20 protein-coding genes are annotated in these 19,080 nt (G+C 45.9%); 12 read left to right on the top strand and 8 right to left on the bottom strand.

Annotated features, from left to right (window positions below; all coding sequences use genetic code 11):
* Window positions 1–114 precede the first annotated feature (114 nt).
* The 3 genes from C9I98_RS02130 to C9I98_RS02140 all read right to left on the bottom strand — a co-directional run bounded on the left by C9I98_RS02130 (window position 115) and on the right by C9I98_RS02140 (window position 4,574).
* Window positions 115–1,101: a bile acid:sodium symporter family protein gene (locus tag C9I98_RS02130; protein WP_036825092.1), complete on the bottom strand. Its 987-nt coding sequence runs from the start codon at window positions 1,099–1,101 to the stop codon at window positions 115–117.
* A gap of 196 nt (window positions 1,102–1,297) precedes the next feature.
* The gene (locus tag C9I98_RS02135) at window positions 1,298–3,133 is read right to left on the bottom strand and encodes a CocE/NonD family hydrolase (protein ID WP_107271510.1); all 1,836 of its coding nucleotides are present in this window, start codon (window positions 3,131–3,133) and stop codon (window positions 1,298–1,300) included.
* Between the two features lie 10 nt (window positions 3,134–3,143).
* Window positions 3,144–4,574: a YfcC family protein gene (locus C9I98_RS02140; RefSeq protein WP_245907068.1), complete on the bottom strand. Its 1,431-nt coding sequence runs from the start codon at window positions 4,572–4,574 to the stop codon at window positions 3,144–3,146.
* Between the two features lie 106 nt (window positions 4,575–4,680).
* Here C9I98_RS02140 and C9I98_RS02145 point away from each other — a divergent pair, with 106 nt between their 5' ends.
* From C9I98_RS02145 to C9I98_RS02160, 4 genes are all read left to right on the top strand, one after another.
* Window positions 4,681–5,580, top strand: a complete 900-nt coding sequence (locus tag C9I98_RS02145; protein ID WP_051902059.1) for a LysR family transcriptional regulator — start codon at window positions 4,681–4,683, stop codon at window positions 5,578–5,580.
* 161 nt (window positions 5,581–5,741) lie between these two features.
* Window positions 5,742–6,461 carry an AraC family transcriptional regulator gene (locus C9I98_RS02150; protein ID WP_158262652.1) on the top strand — a complete coding sequence of 240 codons (720 nt, stop codon included), beginning with the start codon at window positions 5,742–5,744 and terminating at the stop codon, window positions 6,459–6,461.
* A 156-nt stretch (window positions 6,462–6,617) separates the two neighbouring features.
* The gene (locus C9I98_RS02155; RefSeq protein ID WP_036819662.1) at window positions 6,618–7,265 is read left to right on the top strand and encodes a DsbA family oxidoreductase; all 648 of its coding nucleotides are present in this window, start codon (window positions 6,618–6,620) and stop codon (window positions 7,263–7,265) included.
* A 77-nt stretch (window positions 7,266–7,342) separates the two neighbouring features.
* The gene (locus tag C9I98_RS02160) at window positions 7,343–7,930 is read left to right on the top strand and encodes a TetR/AcrR family transcriptional regulator (RefSeq protein WP_036819659.1); all 588 of its coding nucleotides are present in this window, start codon (window positions 7,343–7,345) and stop codon (window positions 7,928–7,930) included.
* A gap of 46 nt (window positions 7,931–7,976) precedes the next feature.
* Here the strand turns inward: C9I98_RS02160 and C9I98_RS02165 are convergent, their stop codons facing one another.
* Window positions 7,977–8,576, bottom strand: coding sequence for a LysE family translocator (locus C9I98_RS02165; protein ID WP_036819657.1), 600 nt, complete (start codon window positions 8,574–8,576; stop codon window positions 7,977–7,979).
* Window positions 8,577–8,693: 117 nt separating this feature from the next.
* Here C9I98_RS02165 and C9I98_RS02170 point away from each other — a divergent pair, with 117 nt between their 5' ends.
* From C9I98_RS02170 to C9I98_RS02195, 6 genes are all read left to right on the top strand, one after another.
* Window positions 8,694–9,176: an Lrp/AsnC family transcriptional regulator gene (locus C9I98_RS02170; protein ID WP_036819654.1), complete on the top strand. Its 483-nt coding sequence runs from the start codon at window positions 8,694–8,696 to the stop codon at window positions 9,174–9,176.
* 228 nt (window positions 9,177–9,404) lie between these two features.
* Window positions 9,405–10,010 (top strand): hypothetical protein, encoded by a 606-nt coding sequence (locus C9I98_RS02175; RefSeq protein ID WP_107271511.1) that lies wholly within the window; start codon window positions 9,405–9,407, stop codon window positions 10,008–10,010.
* Between the two features lie 66 nt (window positions 10,011–10,076).
* Window positions 10,077–10,691 carry a hypothetical protein gene (locus C9I98_RS02180; RefSeq protein ID WP_036816492.1) on the top strand — a complete coding sequence of 205 codons (615 nt, stop codon included), beginning with the start codon at window positions 10,077–10,079 and terminating at the stop codon, window positions 10,689–10,691.
* A 144-nt stretch (window positions 10,692–10,835) separates the two neighbouring features.
* Window positions 10,836–11,102 (top strand): hypothetical protein, encoded by a 267-nt coding sequence (locus tag C9I98_RS02185; RefSeq protein WP_036816490.1) that lies wholly within the window; start codon window positions 10,836–10,838, stop codon window positions 11,100–11,102.
* A 156-nt stretch (window positions 11,103–11,258) separates the two neighbouring features.
* Entirely contained in the window at window positions 11,259–11,885 is a 627-nt protein-coding gene (locus tag C9I98_RS02190) for a TetR/AcrR family transcriptional regulator (protein WP_036816489.1), read from the top strand.
* Between the two features lie 33 nt (window positions 11,886–11,918).
* Entirely contained in the window at window positions 11,919–12,233 is a 315-nt protein-coding gene (locus C9I98_RS02195) for a DnaJ family domain-containing protein (RefSeq protein ID WP_036816488.1), read from the top strand.
* A 58-nt stretch (window positions 12,234–12,291) separates the two neighbouring features.
* Here C9I98_RS02195 and C9I98_RS02200 read toward each other — a convergent pair whose 3' ends face one another.
* Complete coding sequence (locus C9I98_RS02200; RefSeq protein WP_036816485.1) at window positions 12,292–13,230, bottom strand: LysR substrate-binding domain-containing protein; 939 nt, start codon at window positions 13,228–13,230, stop codon at window positions 12,292–12,294.
* A gap of 143 nt (window positions 13,231–13,373) precedes the next feature.
* Here C9I98_RS02200 and C9I98_RS02205 point away from each other — a divergent pair, with 143 nt between their 5' ends.
* Both C9I98_RS02205 and C9I98_RS02210 read left to right on the top strand, forming a co-directional pair.
* Entirely contained in the window at window positions 13,374–13,931 is a 558-nt protein-coding gene (locus C9I98_RS02205; protein WP_036816482.1) for a sugar O-acetyltransferase, read from the top strand.
* A gap of 78 nt (window positions 13,932–14,009) precedes the next feature.
* Entirely contained in the window at window positions 14,010–15,176 is a 1,167-nt protein-coding gene (locus C9I98_RS02210; RefSeq protein ID WP_036816480.1) for a multidrug effflux MFS transporter, read from the top strand.
* A gap of 103 nt (window positions 15,177–15,279) precedes the next feature.
* Here C9I98_RS02210 and C9I98_RS02215 read toward each other — a convergent pair whose 3' ends face one another.
* From C9I98_RS02215 to C9I98_RS02225, 3 genes are all read right to left on the bottom strand, one after another.
* Complete coding sequence (locus C9I98_RS02215) at window positions 15,280–17,550, bottom strand: glycoside hydrolase (protein ID WP_051901809.1); 2,271 nt, start codon at window positions 17,548–17,550, stop codon at window positions 15,280–15,282.
* Window positions 17,551–17,645: 95 nt separating this feature from the next.
* Entirely contained in the window at window positions 17,646–17,951 is a 306-nt protein-coding gene (locus C9I98_RS02220) for a DUF1330 domain-containing protein (protein ID WP_107271512.1), read from the bottom strand.
* A gap of 179 nt (window positions 17,952–18,130) precedes the next feature.
* Window positions 18,131–18,931: a Cof-type HAD-IIB family hydrolase gene (locus tag C9I98_RS02225; RefSeq protein WP_036820728.1), complete on the bottom strand. Its 801-nt coding sequence runs from the start codon at window positions 18,929–18,931 to the stop codon at window positions 18,131–18,133.
* Window positions 18,932–19,080 lie beyond the last annotated feature (149 nt).

The following is a 19,080-nucleotide window of genomic DNA, read 5'->3' on the forward strand; positions in this document are numbered from 1 at the left end:
ATGAAAGGATAGACGAAAAGATTTGTTGTTTTTATGGGAAATTAAGAGAAAGATGCATCGAAAGAAATCATTAGCCGCACTTAATAGTACGGCCAATTACTTGTTTTTTATTGCTTATTCACCATGCTCTTTTGCATAACGGTTGGCCAAAATGGCACAGTAAAAAATCTGGATTTGGTGATAAAACATGATTGGCAGCAGCATCATGCCTATCATTGGGTTGGCACCGAAAATCACCTTCGCCATTGGTACGCCAGCCGCTAGGGTTTTCTTGGTGCCGCAAAATACAGCTGCAATTTCATCTTCACGACTAAAGCCTGCACGGCGGGCAAACCACTGCATACTATGGACCACAACAAGCAAGATTACCGTAGTGAGTGCTAACGTCAGTAGCAATGTCGACAAAGCAAAGTCTTGCCAAATGCCATCAACCACGGAGTCGCTGAAGGCATTGAATACAATCATCAAGATCACCCACTTGTCGATTTTATTGATGATGGCTTTATGCTTATTCAGTACGCCTAGCAGCATCGGTCGAGCCAGCTGGCCCAACACCATAGGTAATAACAACATGGTCGCAATAGACTGAACGGTATCCATTACGTCCATCTTCACCCCATCCATCCCCATAAACAGCTGGATTAGCATCGGGGTGATCACCACACCCAGCAAACTAGACAGCGAGGCATTGAAAATGGCACCGGGTATATTGCCTTTGGCCACACTTGTCATCGCCACCGACGATGAAATCGTGCTGGGCAGGACAAACAAATAGCAGAAGCCAAACGCCAATGCAGCTGGCATCATGGCATGGAAAGCCGAACCGAAAATCAACCACAACAGCGGGTAGGCAACAAAAGTAGCGCTTTGGACAAACAAGTGCAGTTTCCAATTTTTCAGCCCCTGCTTGATGGCCTCTGGCGATAGCCCTACCCCATGTAAGAAGAACACCAATGCGATGCCCAATGCGGTCACTTTATCTAAGTGCAATAAACCTTCGGTCTGACCGACGGTCGGCATAATCGCTGCCAATACCACGGCCCCTAACATCCCTGTTAAAAACCATTCTTTCTTAAAATAGTTAATTACCTTTGTTATCACTTGCTACCCACTTCTACTTTTTGTTGGCGATCCGTTTATGTCCTAGGTAGGCATCACCATACCAAGGCATTTATCTACCAATAGATTACGCGAATCATTGCTTCCGGCTATCGCAAGTAGGCCACACTATGTCGCATACCAGACAAAAGAAAAGATGGCGACAGCAACACGCTATCGCCATTAGTAGGTCAACGAATTACAGAACTTCAAGCGTCAGTGATGATGGGTGTGCTGAAGAAAGGTGAATGGTATTTTTTGCAACAGTCATTAACTGTGCCGAGCCTTCTGGTTCACCGCTATTTGGGTTTACATCAAACTTAGGGAAGTTGCTGCTAGAAATATCCAGGCGGATACGATGCCCTTTTTTGAACATATTGCAGGTAGCAAATGCTTCGATGCTAATTTCATAAACCTGCCCACGCGACAACAATTCTGGTTGCTCGAATGATTTATGGTAGCGGCAGCGAAAAATGCCGTCTGAAATATTCATGGCAAACCCTTGCGGGTAGTCTTCTGATGGCGGATAGACATCAATAAGCTTGGCGGTAAAGTCCGTATCGAGCGCATCACTTTCGATAAATAGTTTAATGGTGACTTTACCCGCGGCGACTAAGTCCTGAGCCAATTTAGACGTTTCAAACACCAACACATCTTTTCGAGCAGACAGCGGAAGGCCATTGCCTTTAGTGCCAAAGAAACGCGGGTCTTCTTTTTGGTCAAAAGCCCCCCCCACAAAAACGGGCTTGCCTGATGTTAACGCTCCCCCGACTGTCGGCATTGGCGACGTTGGATCAAACAAATAGCTTAATGCCCGAGGTTCAGGCTCCGGTTGATCGTCCAATTGACCACCAGCCCTCAAAAACCATTGCTGCACTCTGGTTTGCGGTAAGGGCCATTCAGTACCGTGAATCCAGTGCCCGCCATGATTTAGCCTGCCCTGGGCATTCTTTTGCCCATCGCCGCCACCCATTTGAAACACCCGAACCGTCGGCTGATCCTGCACTTGCGCATCCAACAACCAAAGCCGGAACCAATCAATACGCTGCTGCAACCAGTTCTCGGCAACATTGTTATCAAATGATGCCGCTTCACCAAACTCCACATCGCCACTGTGTGTAATATTGCGATCACCATGAAGCCAAGGGCCCATGATGAGAGAAACAGGGGCGGTATTCTGCTCACTCAAAACACGATAGTTATCTAATGTGCTTTTTACATAAACATCGTACCAACTGGACATCAACAAAATAGGGATATCCGGAATATTTTGATAACTATCAAGGGAGTAAATCCCTGACTTCTTCCAAAACTCATTGAAAGTGCCAGCTTCCCATTGTTCCAGCAAATACGACTCGTAATCAGGAATATGCCTTAGTGGAGAATGGCCTCGCTTCCACGGCATTTCCTTGAACCACTCAATGATATCCTCGTTTTCCAGCGCTTTTTTCAAGATAGGATCAGCTTTCGCTTCCGGGCTTACCAAAGCTTGGCGGTAAGCCCATGTTGCTTGCTTCAGCTCAAAAGCGCCGCCTTGGCGAATCCCACATTCGTAGGCACTGGAAAAACCACCGGAGTCCAATGCCATACATGCCAAACCCGGCGGGTTCAAGCAAGCCATCGCCATCTGAGTATGCGCGGCATAAGAGAGCCCCATACTGCCGATTGAACCATTGCACCAAGGTCGCTGATGGATCCATTCACACGTATCAAACCCATCTTCGGCTTCATTAACATACTTAGTGAACGTACCCGTGGAGTTATAACGCCCTCGACAATCTTGGAACACGCATGCAAACCCAGCGTCGGTAAATGCTTTCGCCATTTCTTCACGGGTGAGTAAGTGCCCGGATAAATCGAGCTCCGACCGTGATGGCGCCGATTTGTTATACGGGGTTCTTTCTATAATGACCGGAAAAGCGTGTACTGTACTCTCTACGGTTGATGCTTCCTGCCAGCTATCGGGTAGGTAAACATCAGTCGCGAGAAGTATCCCATCACGGCTTTTCACCATAATGTCTTTTAAGATTTTCATCACTTTTTCCTTATCCGTAAACAGACAAACTGATTGATAAGAAAAGCAATGCAAACAACACTGTAATTAAAAAGAACGGGAAGATATAGCGAGCCCACTGCCCCCAGCCAACTTGTGCCGTTGCGAGGAAAATCAATAAGCCACTTGAGGTTGGGGTTATAATGTTCGTTGCCCCGTTACCCATCAAGAATGCCAATACCGTTGTATGAGGATCGACGCCAGCCAGCTGCCCCAGCGGACCTAAAATTGGCATCGTCACAGCGGCTTGGCCAGACGTTGACGGGATGGCGACATCAATCACCAACTGAGCGAAGAACATACCGTAAGCCGCAATGGTCGAGTTATTTTCACCCACCACAGAGGATAGCGCGAAAATAATACTATCAAGCACTTGGCCCTGAGCCAGTAGTAGCGAAACCGATGTAGCAAGACCAATCAGTACACCTGCTATCAGTACCTTCTTCATTCCAGAAACAAAGGCATCCACGGTCTCATTGGTGTTGAGGCCGCCTACAACAGCAAAAATCACACCTAGAGCAAGGTAGTAGGCAGAAAGCTCGTTATATTTCCAATGCCATGTTTGCGAGGCATAAACCAGGAAGCCGATGCCCAAACCAAGGATCAACAACACCAAAGCATGACGTTTCGGTAGTGGCGATGCATCCCAGCTCGCTTCCATCATCACATTTTTTACTTCTTTGCGAATACTGTGCAGGACATACAAAATACCCACAATCATGAGTACGACGTATACCATCACCCGCATACCCATTCCGCTGAAAACGGGCACATCAACGAGCGGTTGGGCAATTGATAATGCGTAAGGGTTGGTAATAGAGGCTAAGTAACCCACTTTAACCGGGATTGCCACAATGGCGAGGCCAATCAGGTTAGACAGCCCCATCCGGTGTGCCATCGCCACAACCATAGGGATCACCAGCAAGTATTCTTTTGCCATCCCCATGAACGTGCTTCCCATAGAGAAGACAATCATCATCGCAGGCACCAGCAGGTAAACATTCCCCTTGGTGACCGACAGCATACGCTCAAGGCCCGTTTCGATAGCCCCAACCTTGTTGAGCACCCCAAACATACCGCCGATAAACAGAACCATAAAAATCATGCCTGATTGTTTATTAATGGCTTGAGGAATACTTACCAGCGCATCCAATAAACTCACGGCTTTCGCTTCGGTATCGACAGAATAGAAGCCAAACAGATTGGTTACCGACACTTCTTTTTCCAAAACCTGGTATGTGCCGGGAACAATCAACTTACCGTCACGCTCAAACGAACCAGAATCTAAAAAGTAAGTCATTAGCATCGCTGCAAGTACAACAAAAAGCAGGATGATCACCGGGTTCATTGATTTCTTTTTTCTCGGGGCACTCTCGGCCCCAGGCGACAATTGACTTGGCATCGTCGATTCTTTTATTGTCATGTTCAAATTCCTTATCAACACATTTACAGATTCTCAACATAACAATCAACAGAAATTCCCAACAAGGGTATGACGTATCATCATACCCCTATGCAGACAAGGCATTATGAACACAAAACAGCTAACCACTTTACGAGCAATCATCGCGACAGGCTCAGCCAGTGCAGCGGCATTACAGCTCGGTATCTCCCAATCTGGCGTTAGCCGATTGCTCGCCCAGTTGGAACAAGAACTTGATCTCGCGTTGTTTGAGCGAGAAAAAGGACGCTTGGTGATTAAGCCTGAAAATAAAAATTTGTTAACACACGCGTTAAAAACGCTCGAGCAACTGGAGCACCTATATGAAGAAGCTGAAGAGATCAAAAACGGTTATCTGAGCAAAGAAACCATAAAAATCGCTGTCCCCTATACGTTTTCTTCATCGTTGATTCCGCAACTCATTCTCAGGCTACGGGAAGACTACCCGTATTTGCTTGTCGAGCTCATTACAGGCAGCTATTCATTCATTGAAGAATGTGTTGAATCAGGCCGGGCTGATATCGGCTTCACCCGTATTTACAACAATCCCCGATTTAGCTACTCCCCAGTCGCCTCTGGCGCTTCCATTTGCGTGCTCCCCAAATCGCACCCTTTGGCCGAACAGCACACAATTAATGCTAACCACCTCAATAACGAACCGTTAATTTTACTGGGCAAGAAAAGTGGCTCCCGAAAAGATATCGACAGTTTCTTCCAACGCCATAAAATCACCCCCAACATTATTGTCGAAGCCCATTCCGTTGATGTTGCCTGCGAGTTGGTTTCGGCCGAAGTTGGCATTTCAATCGTCAACAGCGTGTTACTGCAAGGCGGTCAGTACACCAATATTGTCGCTCGTCCTATTATTGACTTGCCTCGCTACCAATATGGGTTGATCACATCAGTCACCCATACTTTTGATGCTTTCAATCAAGCGATATATTCCCAAATTGGAGAATTAATGCGTGAACACCTCACTAAAGGCTAATAGGATGGCGCCCTAACTTTACGTTAGATTGGCATTCACTAAACAATCAGTTACGCTGACAATACCTCCGGCTAGCACAAACACATCTCACTATGTCGCATACCAGACAAAACAGACCAATCCCCGCCCTCTCCGAGCTGCCTCGGCCGGTTTATGCCAGGGTGGAAAATTGGGATGCATCGGGTAGCCAAACTCGATGGCATACCCACGACTGGGGGCAGTGGTCCTATGCGGTGGAAGGGATTTTGATTGTGCACACCGAAGACGGGCATTATGTTGCCCCACCGCAATACGCGATTTGGATTCCAGAAGGGGTAAATCACAAAGTGATTTCCAATGGCGCGGCCCAAATGCGCAGTTTATATATCTCCTCCCAATTACTTCCCGGTATTGACTGGCTCCAGCCGAGGGTTTGCAGCATTGCCCCACTGGTAAAAGAACTCGTATTGCAGTTCTGCCAATTCGATATCGAATATCCACTCAATAGCCCAGAAAGCCGGCTGGTTCAGGTACTGGTCGATCAGATCTCACAATTACCTGCAGCTACCACCCAACTTGTCATGCCCAGTGACAAACGCCTGCTTACCATTGTTAAAAAATTACAACAAAACCTCGCCCAGCCAACCGATATCGAACAATTTGGCGAACAAGTTGGCCTTTCAGGTCGCAGTATCAGCCGCCTATTCAAGCAACAAACCGGGTTGAGCTTTCAGCAATGGCGCCAGAGGCTAAGACTTCTTGAAGCACTAAGCCAGCTCGAGAAGGGTGACCCTGTCACCAAAGTATCGTTAGACTGTGGCTATGAGTCGGTTTCAGCCTTTGTCGCCGTCTTCAAGAAACAGTTCGGCGCGACACCAGGCAAATATTTCCAACTCTCTTAGCATCTAAATCTTCTTAAATTTCAGTTTGGTAGTTTTGTTTCCTAATTCCTGCCAGAGCTTCTTTGAACGTTCACTCAAAAACAGCTTGAGCAAGTGTTCAAGTCACTCTATAGTTACTTCATCATAGCGAGCACCACAGAACAAGAGACCTAATCAATGACTGATAAGATTAAACTGGACATCATCTCCGACGTCGTTTGCCCATGGTGCGCGGTTGGCTATAAACACCTAGAGGCGGCGATAAACGAACTGGGCCTGCAAGACAAAGTCGAAATTGAATGGCAGCCATTCGAACTCAACCCAGATATGCCGTTAGAAGGCGAAAACCTTCGCGAGCATATTATGAAAAAGTATGGCTCTACCTCGGATGAAAGTGTGCAAGCACGCCAAAGGCTCACCCAGATCGGCGCAGAACATGGCTTCGCGTTCAACTTCTTTGATGAAATGAAAATGGTGAACACATTGGATGCCCACGTATTACTGGATTATGCCAAGCAAGCTGGTAAACAAACCGAACTAAAACTAAGGCTTTTCGCTGCCTATTTTAGCAATCAGCAAGATGTCTCCAACCATGAAGTATTGCTACAAGTGGTTGAAGATACTGGCCTTGATCGCCAAGAGGCTTTGGCAAGGCTGAACGATAAGGTATTTGGCGAAGAAATACGAAGCCAAGAAGCCTACTGGCACCAGCTCGGTGTCAGCGCGGTACCGACTGTGGTGTTTAATCGCACCAGCGCCCTAACCGGTGCACAAGCGGTCGATACCTATAAGCAAGTGCTTACTGAGCTGGCTTCTCAGCAATGACATTCAGCTAGATCGGAACAGCCGCCCGGGATATACTTGAACGGCTGTTCATAGTTGCTCTAAAGGAAACCTGCGTCATGGCAAAAACTGCAAAATTCGACCGCGATGAAGTCATTCAGAAAGCCACCAACTTGTATTGGGAGAAAGGCTTTCACGGCACTTCAATGAGAAACCTGCAGGATGTGATCGACATGCGCCCAGGGAGCATCTATGCCGCCTTTGGCAGCAAAGAGAACTTGTTCAAGGAATCCATTCAGCACTACGCCAATAACGGCCGCAATTACCTTATCCAATGCAGAGCACATGCTGACTCACCGCTAGAGGCGCTCAAGGCATTTATCAAGCGCGCCGTCCTCGACAGTCAGCAAACCGCACCAAGCGGCATGTGCATGCTGGTAAAAGCCATTGCAGAGCTAACCGAGGAGCAAGAAGAGCTTCTGATTGAAGCCAAGCACTTGCTTGCCAAAATGGAAAGCGAATTTGCTATCACGCTGCAAGCTGCCATCGATAAAGGTGAACTTGATAGCTCAAAAGACCCAGCCCAGCTCGCAAAATACGTCCAAATCCAAATCATGGGGCTTCGCACCTACGCACGCACAACGGGCAACATCACCTACGTCGAGCAACAAATCGAAAGCATGTTTAGCTGTGAGCTCAAAAGCTAAGTCTCACTGCTCGGCCCCACCAGCCCCACCAATCGAATACGGCTATTTATGCTGTTTGATTCAGCATAAATAGCGCAACCAAAGCTAGACTTCCGCCTAAACAACGGTTGACCAACACCATTTGTCTGGGAGACTGAAGCAAACGCTTTAGCATCGTGCCAAAGTATGCCCACACGAACATACTCATCACACCGGTGACTATCATAATCGTGATAATCGTCATGACTTGAACAAGGTAATTACCCGATGTAGAGACAAACTGGGAAAACACCGTTAACGACGCGACCCAACTTTTGGGATTCAAGATTTGAATCAATACCCCCGCGCTAAACCCTGAACGGCTAACAGAGACATCACTGCCTACTTCTAGCGTTGCGATGCTCCACGCCAGATACAGCAAATAGGCTGCGCCCACCAGTTTCATGGCAAAATATAGATCAGGGTAAACCGTCAACAACGTGACCAAGCCCACACTAGAACCCGCAAGCACAACGATCACCCCAAATGCATTGCCAAAAACAAAGGGGACTGTTGCTGAAAAACCGTATCGGCTTGAAATACCTAGCAATGCAATATTCCCTGCCCCGGGGGTAATTGAAATGGATATCGAAAACAATATAAACGCCACCATTAGTTCGGCACTCATGACTTACTCCACAAAAAAAGATCTGATAGCGAAATAGTCTATAGAACCGAGTAGGAATAGGATTGCTATATACGTTAGGATAAAAGGCAATTTGAGCAGAATATTTCCAAGAGCAATATGATTAAGAAAGAATCCCCTCAAGAGGTGTTGGATGACACTGATCTCTCTATCCTTAGGCACATTCAAAATGAAGGCCGGATCAGCAACAGTAAGTTAGCTGAGAAAGTGCACCTCAGTGAAACACCTTGCTGGCGACGCTGGAAACGAATGGAAGAAGCAGGGTATATCGATGGCTATAACGCTGTACTCAATCGTAAAAAACTCGGCTTTCAGGTATCAGGTTTTACCTTCGTCACTTTAGGCAACCACGAGGTTGAAAATACCGAGCCTTTTGAAGAGTATGCCGCTGCTACGGACTGGATTTTAATGTGCCATTGCATCGCGGGTAGCGCTGATTACCTCGTACAAGTGGTTGCAAAAGACTTGGAAGAGTACTTCGAACACATAAGCGCAATTCGACGTGTCAAAGGGGTAAGTGCAATACAGTCAAACATCTCGGTCAAGCAGATAAAGAACAGCTTTCAGCTTCCGTTGAAATAGAAGCAGGTACAAGATAGCCCGTTAAACTTGCATACTAACTTCTAAGCACGAGACTAAAGAACTTTTTTATAGTTTTTATATAAATAAAGTTCTTTATATACAACAAATTAAGCTTAGCCCTCCTCAAGCAAATAAAATATATATGAAGCATCTTGTTCTCAGTAGGCATCAATAGAATTTTGGATAGAATGGCAGCTAGACTCCGAGTGTAGACACCGCAATATCAAAATGAAAAAATCACTGACCGCCCTAACCATTTCAATTACTTTAAGCGCATGTTCATCAACCCAGGTTGAACCTACAGAGCCAACAAGCTACATAATTGATCGACAAATTATCAGCATTTATAACCCTCTCCCTGATGGTAAATACGCCAATTTTTCTGACTGGGGAAGAGAGTACGCCAGAATGCATTCACAGTTATCTCGCTGCGCGAACTCCAATGTATTAACTGGTAAATTCATGGAGCGCATCAAACTGTCTTCGATGGTATTGGGCAAGGATAAGTACAATCAAGTTATGTTTGCCATCCGTGACCAATCTAGCCAGATGATGTCCCATTTGAATCAACTGCCTAATGATCTGCTCAATGAATATTACGCACCGCTTCCAGCAAGTATATGTACTGAAGTAAAGCGAACTGCAGACCTTATGATCTTTGATGCTCTAGACTATGGCATGAAGTGGCGAGAAGCGGTAAATGAACCTGTAAAGCTGAGTGATTGGAAGGTATATCCTGAATTCGCTCAAGCTCTTGGCAACGTCGAGTACGACAGTAACGGCTATGTCGTTCGTGATCCACAGGGAAATGTTATCTTCCTGCCAGAGCAGTAATATTGCGGATGACAACACATCCTCAAGCAGATATCTAATACCAGTAATCTTGAAGGAAAGTGGTCTATGCCGAAGTTAAAAATCATATCGCTGTTAATGGGTGCCACTTTGCTGGTCGGCTGCTCCTCGCTGTCAGATGATTCATCCTCCGCCGGCTACTCACCAGTAGCAGGCTATTACGATCCTTTTTGGTACGATCATGATGATTACTGGTATTACTATTATCCAGGATGCTGTGATGACGATGACGAGCACAGGGAAAAACTGGAAGAATGGTGGAACCAACTCGACGAAGATCAGCAGCAAGCCATCAAAGACAAGGTCGATGACTGGAAAGATGGCGAGATGTCACTCAACCTCGATAACTTAAAAAAGCAACTTGATGAACGCTGGCAGGCATTGCCACAAGATCAGCAACAAGCGATCAAGGATAATTGGCAACAACAACATCAACAACAGGCTAATGAGCCGAAGGCACTATCGACCTCCCAAGCAGAAACCCTACAGCAAGAACAAATACAAGCTGCAGAGACCAAACCACAAGAGAAGAAGCAGCCTGTAAAACAAGCTAAGCCGCCGAGTACTAAGCCTCAAGTGACCAGGCCCCAGATACAACGCCCAAGCTTTAGTACCAGGCCGAAAGCTAAGCCAAGGGTCAAGCTCTTGCCTAAGCGAGGTTAAAATCGCAGTCCTCTACATTAGCAAATTTGTCATTAGCGCCATCAGATACTTTTCCTAACTAAATTCAGCCCTTAACTATCAAGGTCTTGTTTTTTGATATAGCTTTAACACTAGCGGTCTAATTGTGATTTATGGGATTTTGTCATGCTGAGTAACAAAATCAACGCACTGGTCGATAAAGCAATCATGGAAGGGGATATAAAGGCAAAGGCGGCGATTGAAAAAATACGTCGAAATGCAACTTTTGAAGATGAGCCTCTCCCTGCGGTTAAGCCATCAAAGTCATTGAACCAAATGATGGCTACCATTGATTTTCAATCAAGCCAACTGGCACAAAAAGCCAAAAGAACCGCCACCCTAATAGCTTTACTGCCCTTCCTGCTCTTTTTACTCAGTTTGCTAACCACATAGCCTGAGTATCACCGAGTCCCAACAAATAGCGCAGTTGTAGTATTCATCACCCTACTCTTTTTGGCAGCATATCCCTTGACACATCTACTCACAACCATTAAGTTAACACTATTAACTTAATGACGTTAACTTATTAAAGTTCGATAAGGGTTAGGTATGAAAGCTAAAGCCAATAAAGGCCGTCCCGCACAGATTTCAAAAGAAGAGATCATTGAATGCGCTTTAAAGATAGGGCTTCAAACAGTCAGCATGCATTCTCTTGGCAAGCAACTGGGGGTCAGTGCGACAGCGCTCTATCGCCATGTCAGCTCAAAAGATGAGCTCATCATACTTTGCTGTGATTACGTGATGGAAAAGGTCGCGCTTCCCAAAGAGACGGAATGGGATCAATACCTCTATACGTTTGCCAGAAACTTTAGAATGGCGCTGCTATCCCTACCAGGCTCTGTAGAGTTTATTCGCTATAACCAGCAGTTCACCCCGAAGACCAGCATTTTGGCGAATGATGCACTCGGCGTATTTCGCCAAGCGCAGTTTGACGCTGAAGTCGGCTTTATGGCCTTCGCGAGTGTCTTCACCAAAGTCACTGACATTGTGCAGCACCAAGAACAAGCACAACAGCGCCACACGGATTCTGAACAGCAGATGCTCCCCTCGGTGGATGCCGAAAAACTGCCTAATTTGGCATGGCTACTAAGCCAAACAAAGCCAGTGGATTACGACAGGTACTTTGAAGACGGGATCAAGATAACCATTGAAGGTCTCAAAGCGGTATACCGCTAGATCTTAACAAGACAGAAAATTTAAGAGGCAACTATGTCATTATTTATCGACAATGCTATCGCAGGTTGGATTCGTAAAGCTGAAAAAACAGGCGAGTTGAAAGACAACCCATACCGGGGAAAACAGTTAGATTTAGAGGAGTATTTCAGAACGCCAGCGGAACACCGACTTGGGATGAAAATACTCAAAGACGCGAACTGCCTTCCTCCAGCAGTGCAAATGATGAAGGATATAGAAGAGAAAAAACAAGTGCTCGAAACAATTGAAGATCCGCAACAAAGGGAAGAGCTGAAAAAAGAAATTATGGCACTTGAGCTTAAAAAAGAACTGCTAATAGAAAGCATGTAATCACTTTTGGTTGGCTTTGCCTGCATTCTTATAAAGACTCATAAATGGCTCACGGGAATCATGTATACGACTGATTAACAATTAATTCCCTAAGCCATTTATGGCTAGGATCACAATCTAGCTGTTTGTTCCATAGCAAGAACAGCCCACCGGGGGACAGCGCTAAGGGTAAATGCTTTAACTCGATGCCAGGGTTAGATTCGAATTCGCGCAAGCATCGATTCGGATAGCTCAAAATCAGATCGCTGCTCTCACACAACCTTACAGCACTGGCGATATTTGACATATTTACCGCATAATCAAGCTTGAGTCTTTTTTGTTCCAATATCTCATGCAGTAGCCAACGAGATATTCCCCCTGTCATCACTTGAATATGGCGATACTTCAAAAAGGTCTCAAGGTTCCACTCTTCTTGCAAAGCTGGGTGACCTTTTCTTACTACACAAGTTGTCGTATCTTGTAATAGCTCAGCGTAACTCAGTGAGTCAGGGATAGTCTTGATATGAGCTCTTGCTCGTTCGTCCCATTCAAAAATACCAATACCAAAGTCGACTTCTCTTCTCTGCAATCGATCAATACTGTCTTCACTCCAATCAAGGTTTTCAATTGTGATATTGGGTGCTTTCTCCAACATATCAGGAAAGAAGTTTTCGAAAACCATGGAATAAGCCGTTTCGACCAAATCAAACTTGAATGTGCGGTGACTGTTTTCGGGCTCAAATTGTTCGGGATCACTTAACTGGTCAACTCGAAGCAAAATTGCCTCTAGTTTAGTTTCAAGAGACAAGGCTTTGGGGGTCGGAAGTAAGCCTTTTGACTGTCTTTCAAACAATGGATCATCAAACACTTGGCGCAATTTAGATAACTGCTTACTCACTGCAGATTGGGATAGATAGAGCTTGCTTGCCGCTCGCTTGACGTTGCGTTCTTGCAAAAGGACATACAGGCAAATCAGCAAATTCAAATCATATTTCAGTAATCGCGAAAGCTCTATCATGATATTCCTAGTGCTCAATACATTGGTGAAAAGAAGTCACTTCTTATCATATCACTATTGGATTAAATTTCTTACAGCAGATTAACTTGGGGCAAGCTAACAGACTCTTACTGGCCCCTTATTACGCATGGCTTGGAATGACAATGACCGAATTTGAAAAGATGATGGCAGGCAAAGACTTTAATGGAGGCGATCAAAGCATTAATAGCATCCGCGATAACGCTTCTAGCTTGTTGCAAACCCTAAACCAAACGATTGATGGAGCCCAGCGTAACGAGTTACTCCCTCAATTGATGGGTGAGATTCCCGCTTCCAGTATCATCCGATCGCCGTTTTACTGCGAGTTTGGTAAAACGATCTTTATTGGTGAGGGTACATTCATCAATATGAACGTTACTATGTTAGATGGGGCAAAAATTAGCATAGGAAACAATGTTTTAATTGGTCCTAACACTCAATTCTATACGGCCAGTCATTCACTAAACTACCTAGAACGTCGCAATTGGGAAACTTATTGCAAGCCGATCACCGTTGAAGATGATGTTTGGATTGGTGGTAATGTTGTTATCAACCAAGGTGTTACTATCGGCGCTCGTTCAGTGATTGCAGCCAACTCAGTTGTTAATTCAGACGTCCCACCAGACAGCCTATTCGGGGGCACGCCAGCAAAATTAATTCGTCGCATCGACGAGAATAAATAAAGCGAAAGCAAGAAAGCAAGAAAGCAATATTGAAGCTCAGGAAGTTGTGTTTAAAGCAACTTCCTGTGGGAGACGACTGTGCCTAAAAAAGATAAATATATAGGATATTTAATTTTGCTAGTGGTTTTTTGGCCGTTAGCTGTAGATATCTACCTACCCGCTTTTCCCGATATCGGAATTGCGCTGTCTGCATCCGCAAAACAACTAAAAGATACTGTGACATTTTTTGCTGTTGGTTTTGGGGTAGGACAATTACTACTAGGTAACCTTATCGATAGGTATGGCAGAAGACCCATCGCTTTAATTGGCGTTGCATTCTATTTACTTTGCTCTTTAGCACAGATGTTTATCTCGACAATTGAAGCGTTAACATTGCTTAGAGTCTTTCAAGGCGTTGCCGCAGCAGCAACGGCTACCACAGTGATAGCCATTGCTAAAGACGTCTATGATGATAAGGCTATGCCTAAAATGCTGAGTATTTTGAATGGCGTTGTCTGTTGTGTACCTGCATTAGCCCCAGTATTAGGCGCACTTCTAACCGAACTACTGGGCTATAAAGCAACGTTTGCTTTCATGGCTGGCTACGCCTTGCTCGGCTTTTTCCTTCTCTTATTCGGGTTACCAGAAACGGGTCGACAACAAAAGCAGGCGGCGAATGTTAGCTCATACATCGCCATTCTATCTGATCGGCATTTTCTATTTTATGCATCGATCACAATGTGCTCAATGGCGGTCATCATAAGCTATGTTTCTAGCTCTCCAATATGGCTACTCGACACCTTGTCACTATCAATGCGTGAGTTCAGCTTTTGGTTTAGTGTTAATGCCGTTGTGAGTATCACTGGTGGCTTGTTTATTGCCACATATCTCATTGGCAAACTGGGTACGGAACGTACTCTGGTGGTCGGATTGTGCCTAATTGCCGCCAGTGGGATCGTAATGCTTAATGCACAAGAGACTGCCTTCGATTTTATGTTGCCTATTTTTATTAACGCGGCTGGCTCATCGTTAGTGCTAGGGACATCTTCAAGTAAAGCTCTCAGTCGAATCAGTCATAATACGGGAGCAGCATCAGCCTTATTAGGCTTTATCCAGATGGCAGGCGCAGGCTTGCTGGTATCACTGATTCAAAATTTGGCTCTGGAAATCCCTACCCAGCTATCTGCTCATATGTTCATGCTGATACCTGCTTTGTTGATGCTCACAGTTATCAAGCGCAGCGTTGCTCAACAATCTCTATCTTAGTCTTTGTATTTTAATTTGAAGGCGAGCGAATTCCCCCACCAACTGCTTACTAAAAGCCAGCCAGTGGGGTAATTCGAGCTCTAATCTAAAAGCCCGAACCTTGCTACTCTGCCTGCCAATTCACCTCTTCGCCGTTCGCCAATGCGGCTTTAATTGACTTGGCAGGGATTGTCACTTCATCAAGTGTCACTGAGTCGTTTTTGAAGTTGGCAATGATAGTCGAGCCGTCACTATAGGTTGTTTGTTGCAATAAACCATCGTCGCTCAACCATTCAAACTTCACCAACGCCTTATTCCAGAGCTGGTTATGGATAGGCTGGAAGCCTTGCTGGTAATGCTGGAGGGCTTTAATTCGTGGACTGTCTTTCGACGTCACCTCACTACGTGCAAGGTGGACCATGGCTGGGGTGTTATACAGCATCCCGACCAAATCCCGATCTGCTTTTACGTCACTGAACTTCAAGCTATCACTGTGCCAGTGGTGGCTATTGATCACCTCATCATGAAACACTGCTTGATACAAAGGTATACGATACTGCGGGTCGAAGAACAGTGTCTTATAAGGCTCTTTAACCTCGGCACTTTTGAAAAAGAAATCTGGCTTATGATCCGGATACCAGCGACCTAAATAATACGGGGAGTCCTTATTCTCTTTCATGTCCTTGTCGAGCCAGCCAAAGCCAACGGTCTCCATCCCATGGGCAAACGCGATACCAGCAGTGGTAAGGCTATTGCCATCCTCCGAGCCAAGCACAACCGGAAGATTGTCCGGGATCCATTGCAACCTTGAATTGTAAGCATCAAGCAGCGCTTGCTCACTGGTGCCGTCGCGGTAATCTTCACGTGCCATAGCAACGGCATCGACATCGAGAAATAAGCTGTCGAAGCGGCCAAACTTCACAATATCTTTGATTCGTTGCTCAACATAATCTCGCTGGCAGTTCGGGTTTAGGTAGTAACCATTGCCGCGAAAACCCGATTGCAGGCTGCCATCGGCTAGTTCAATTGCGCAGCCCATGCGAATCTCGTCAGGCAGTTGCGCTGTCATCCAGTTATCATTAACGCCTTGGGCAATGGCAGTATTGTATGAATCATAGGTACCAACTAAGTAGCCCGCCGATTTTGCCTGCTCGACCGCATCCGGCTGATAAAATGCCGGCATCCAATTATCAAACCCAAGCCACATTTTACTCAACCCGGCATCTTGCAGTGTATCTACCATATCTTGGGTCAGTGCCTGCCCCCAACGTTGCTCATTTATCAAGAAGCGACCAGCATGCTGCGCAAGCCATGCCTTTCTTTCTTGGGCTGCCATGAATTGAGCCTCGATACCATTGTTTTTCATCTGCGGCCGCGGTGTCGGAGATTCGCTGACCAACGCACTATTGATACTATCGACTAATAGCTGTTTTTCATATTTGCTGAACCAGCCCGCGCCTTTTTTCAGGGCGGCTAATTGCTTTTTATCTTGTTCCGGTACATGCAAGCCTGAATCGTTAAGGTACCAGTCTTTCAGCCCCCACCAGTCTTGAACATCCGCAACATCAATCAGCCCGCGGCCAAATAAGTAGACATGGCTGGCACCCACCAACTTTTCCAGCCTCGGGGTTGCTTGCATCTTTTCAACCAATGGCGTTGCCAAACCGTTATCCAATCGCCACTGCCGGTACGTTCTCGCTCCCGCTAGGTTGTCTTCACCCAAGCTGATACGCACGACAAATGGCTGCGCCTTGTTGAGCTTGGTAAAGTCATGGGATGCCAGCATATTTAACTTGTTGTTCTCATACTGGCTTGATTCGAAGTCCAATTGATTATTAGTGGGAGTCACCAAATGATAGGTAATGTAAGTGCCATTCTGCCGGGTACTCCAAAATGGCATCTTAAGCTCTTGGGTGGTATTTGCGCCCGAATACGAACGAGTCAGGTATTGTGCCCAAACCGGATGATCGGTTGGCACCTTCATCCCTTCGCTGAAAGGCAGATAGAGCGTATCGGTTGTTTGCTCTGGCAAGTCAAACCAAGCAAGTGACCACGGCTCGCCCCGCTTTATAGTTCGCGATGAATTGGCGGTGAAAGTGAGCGTGAGCACATCTGTTAACTGCGCAGTGACATCAATATCAGCGGGCTGTAAAGTCCATGTCGACTCAGTAGAAGAAACACGAGTGAGATTGGTGACTTGCTGCTTCTCACCATTGACTAACAGGTTGGCTTGGTTAACTTCCAACTCGTTCCATGTAATGGCTAGCGTTTCGGCGCTAATTGATACCGCCTCATTGTGCTTGGCTAGGTTAACTTGCTCGTCGGCATTGGCTGATAGGCTGAAGATACTTGCAGCGGCAACCAGCCATGGTACCGATTTATTGTATAAAGACATCACTTGCTCCAAATCAACTTCAATCGATATTTCATCACGTTGTCGAGCGCTGAATGTCACAGCAATGTCTTTATTTTGATCGTAGAAGCGTTTTTTTACGCCAAATCGTCTTTTGCTTCGACCAGAGCATGGTGGCTAACTGAACCCGCTGTACGGGCTTTCAAGTGCGGCACATATTCAGGGTCATTCATGAAATTGACTGCCGCTTCCCTTGAGGGCCATTCGATAATAATGCGAAGCGCTGGGTTTTCACCCTCGCCCTCCAACCTTTCATGGCTGTCGGTGCGGGCTAGGTATTTGCCGCCGTATTGTGCAACCAATTTGTTGGCGGGACCAATGTAATCGGCCACCCATGCATCTGTCGTCGGTGTCACTTCAAGAACTGAGTAGTAGGTAGACATAGTGCTTTCTCCAGTATCACTTTAATCCGTCGCTTACTTGCTGGATCAAGGTTATCACCACAGAATAAAATGATAATACTCAGAGAAAGCTAATCAGTTTATAGATTATTTTGATAATGAATGGCAAAAATTCAGCTAGCTATCGAGAGCCACACACGGATCCCGATAGCAGCGTTGAGTTAATCAAGTAGCTCACGTTTAATCACTGTCATTACCCCCGCCTCTCTATGGCTAGGCGCTGAAAAGCGAGCTGTTTGCTTCACTGTTGGGTGGGCATTCTCCATAGCATACGAGTGATAACTCGCCTTCAGCATTTCCAAATCATTAAGGTAATCCCCAAAACTCATCGTCTGCTCATGGCTAAAGCCAAGTGTGTTTTGCAAGTGTTCAATCGCCGCCCCTTTGGAGGCTTCGGCATTCATGACATCAAGCCAGATTTTGGCACTTACCACCACTTGGTGGCTTTGGCCAAACTCGCGGTCAAAACTTGGGAACACTAACTCCTCAGTGCCATCGAAGTGACAAATGGCAACTTTAATAAAGTCATCGTCAACCGCGAGAAGATCATCAACATACTCACAGCGGTGGTAGTACTTAGCAAACTCTTCTAGCGCCTTCGGATCCTGAGTTTCAATGTAGGCCGACTTAGTACCACACAAAACAATATGTGTACCATTGATTGCACGAGCCTGCTTAATGATCGCTTCAATAGAAGGTTTGTCGATTTCACAACGGTACAACTCTTTGCCTTGGTGCATCACCATGGTGCCATTTTCGGCAATGAACATCATACGCTCTCGAATTGGAGCGAACGTTTCCATTAAGCTGTAGTACTGGCGACCCGATGCGGCGGCGAAAATGATGTCACGCTGCTCTAGCTGCTGGTATACCGAGTAAAAGTCTTCTGGTAACAGGCTATGTTGATCAAGCAGGGTCCCGTCCATATCGACGGCAATGAATTTGATGTCTTTATTTGGCATAGTTGACCGTGTTATTGACAATAGTAATGAATCACACGAAAGAACTTACATGAGTCACTTTTTGCTGCAAGTGATTTCAATCAAGTTAAGGGGAAAAACATCAGCTAATGACCAGCCAGCGATTGCCGCCAGCTGATCACTTAGCCTCA

It is taken from the genome of Photobacterium sanctipauli, from assembly GCF_003026495.1.
Taxonomy (GTDB): Bacteria; Pseudomonadota; Gammaproteobacteria; order Enterobacterales; family Vibrionaceae; genus Photobacterium; species Photobacterium sanctipauli.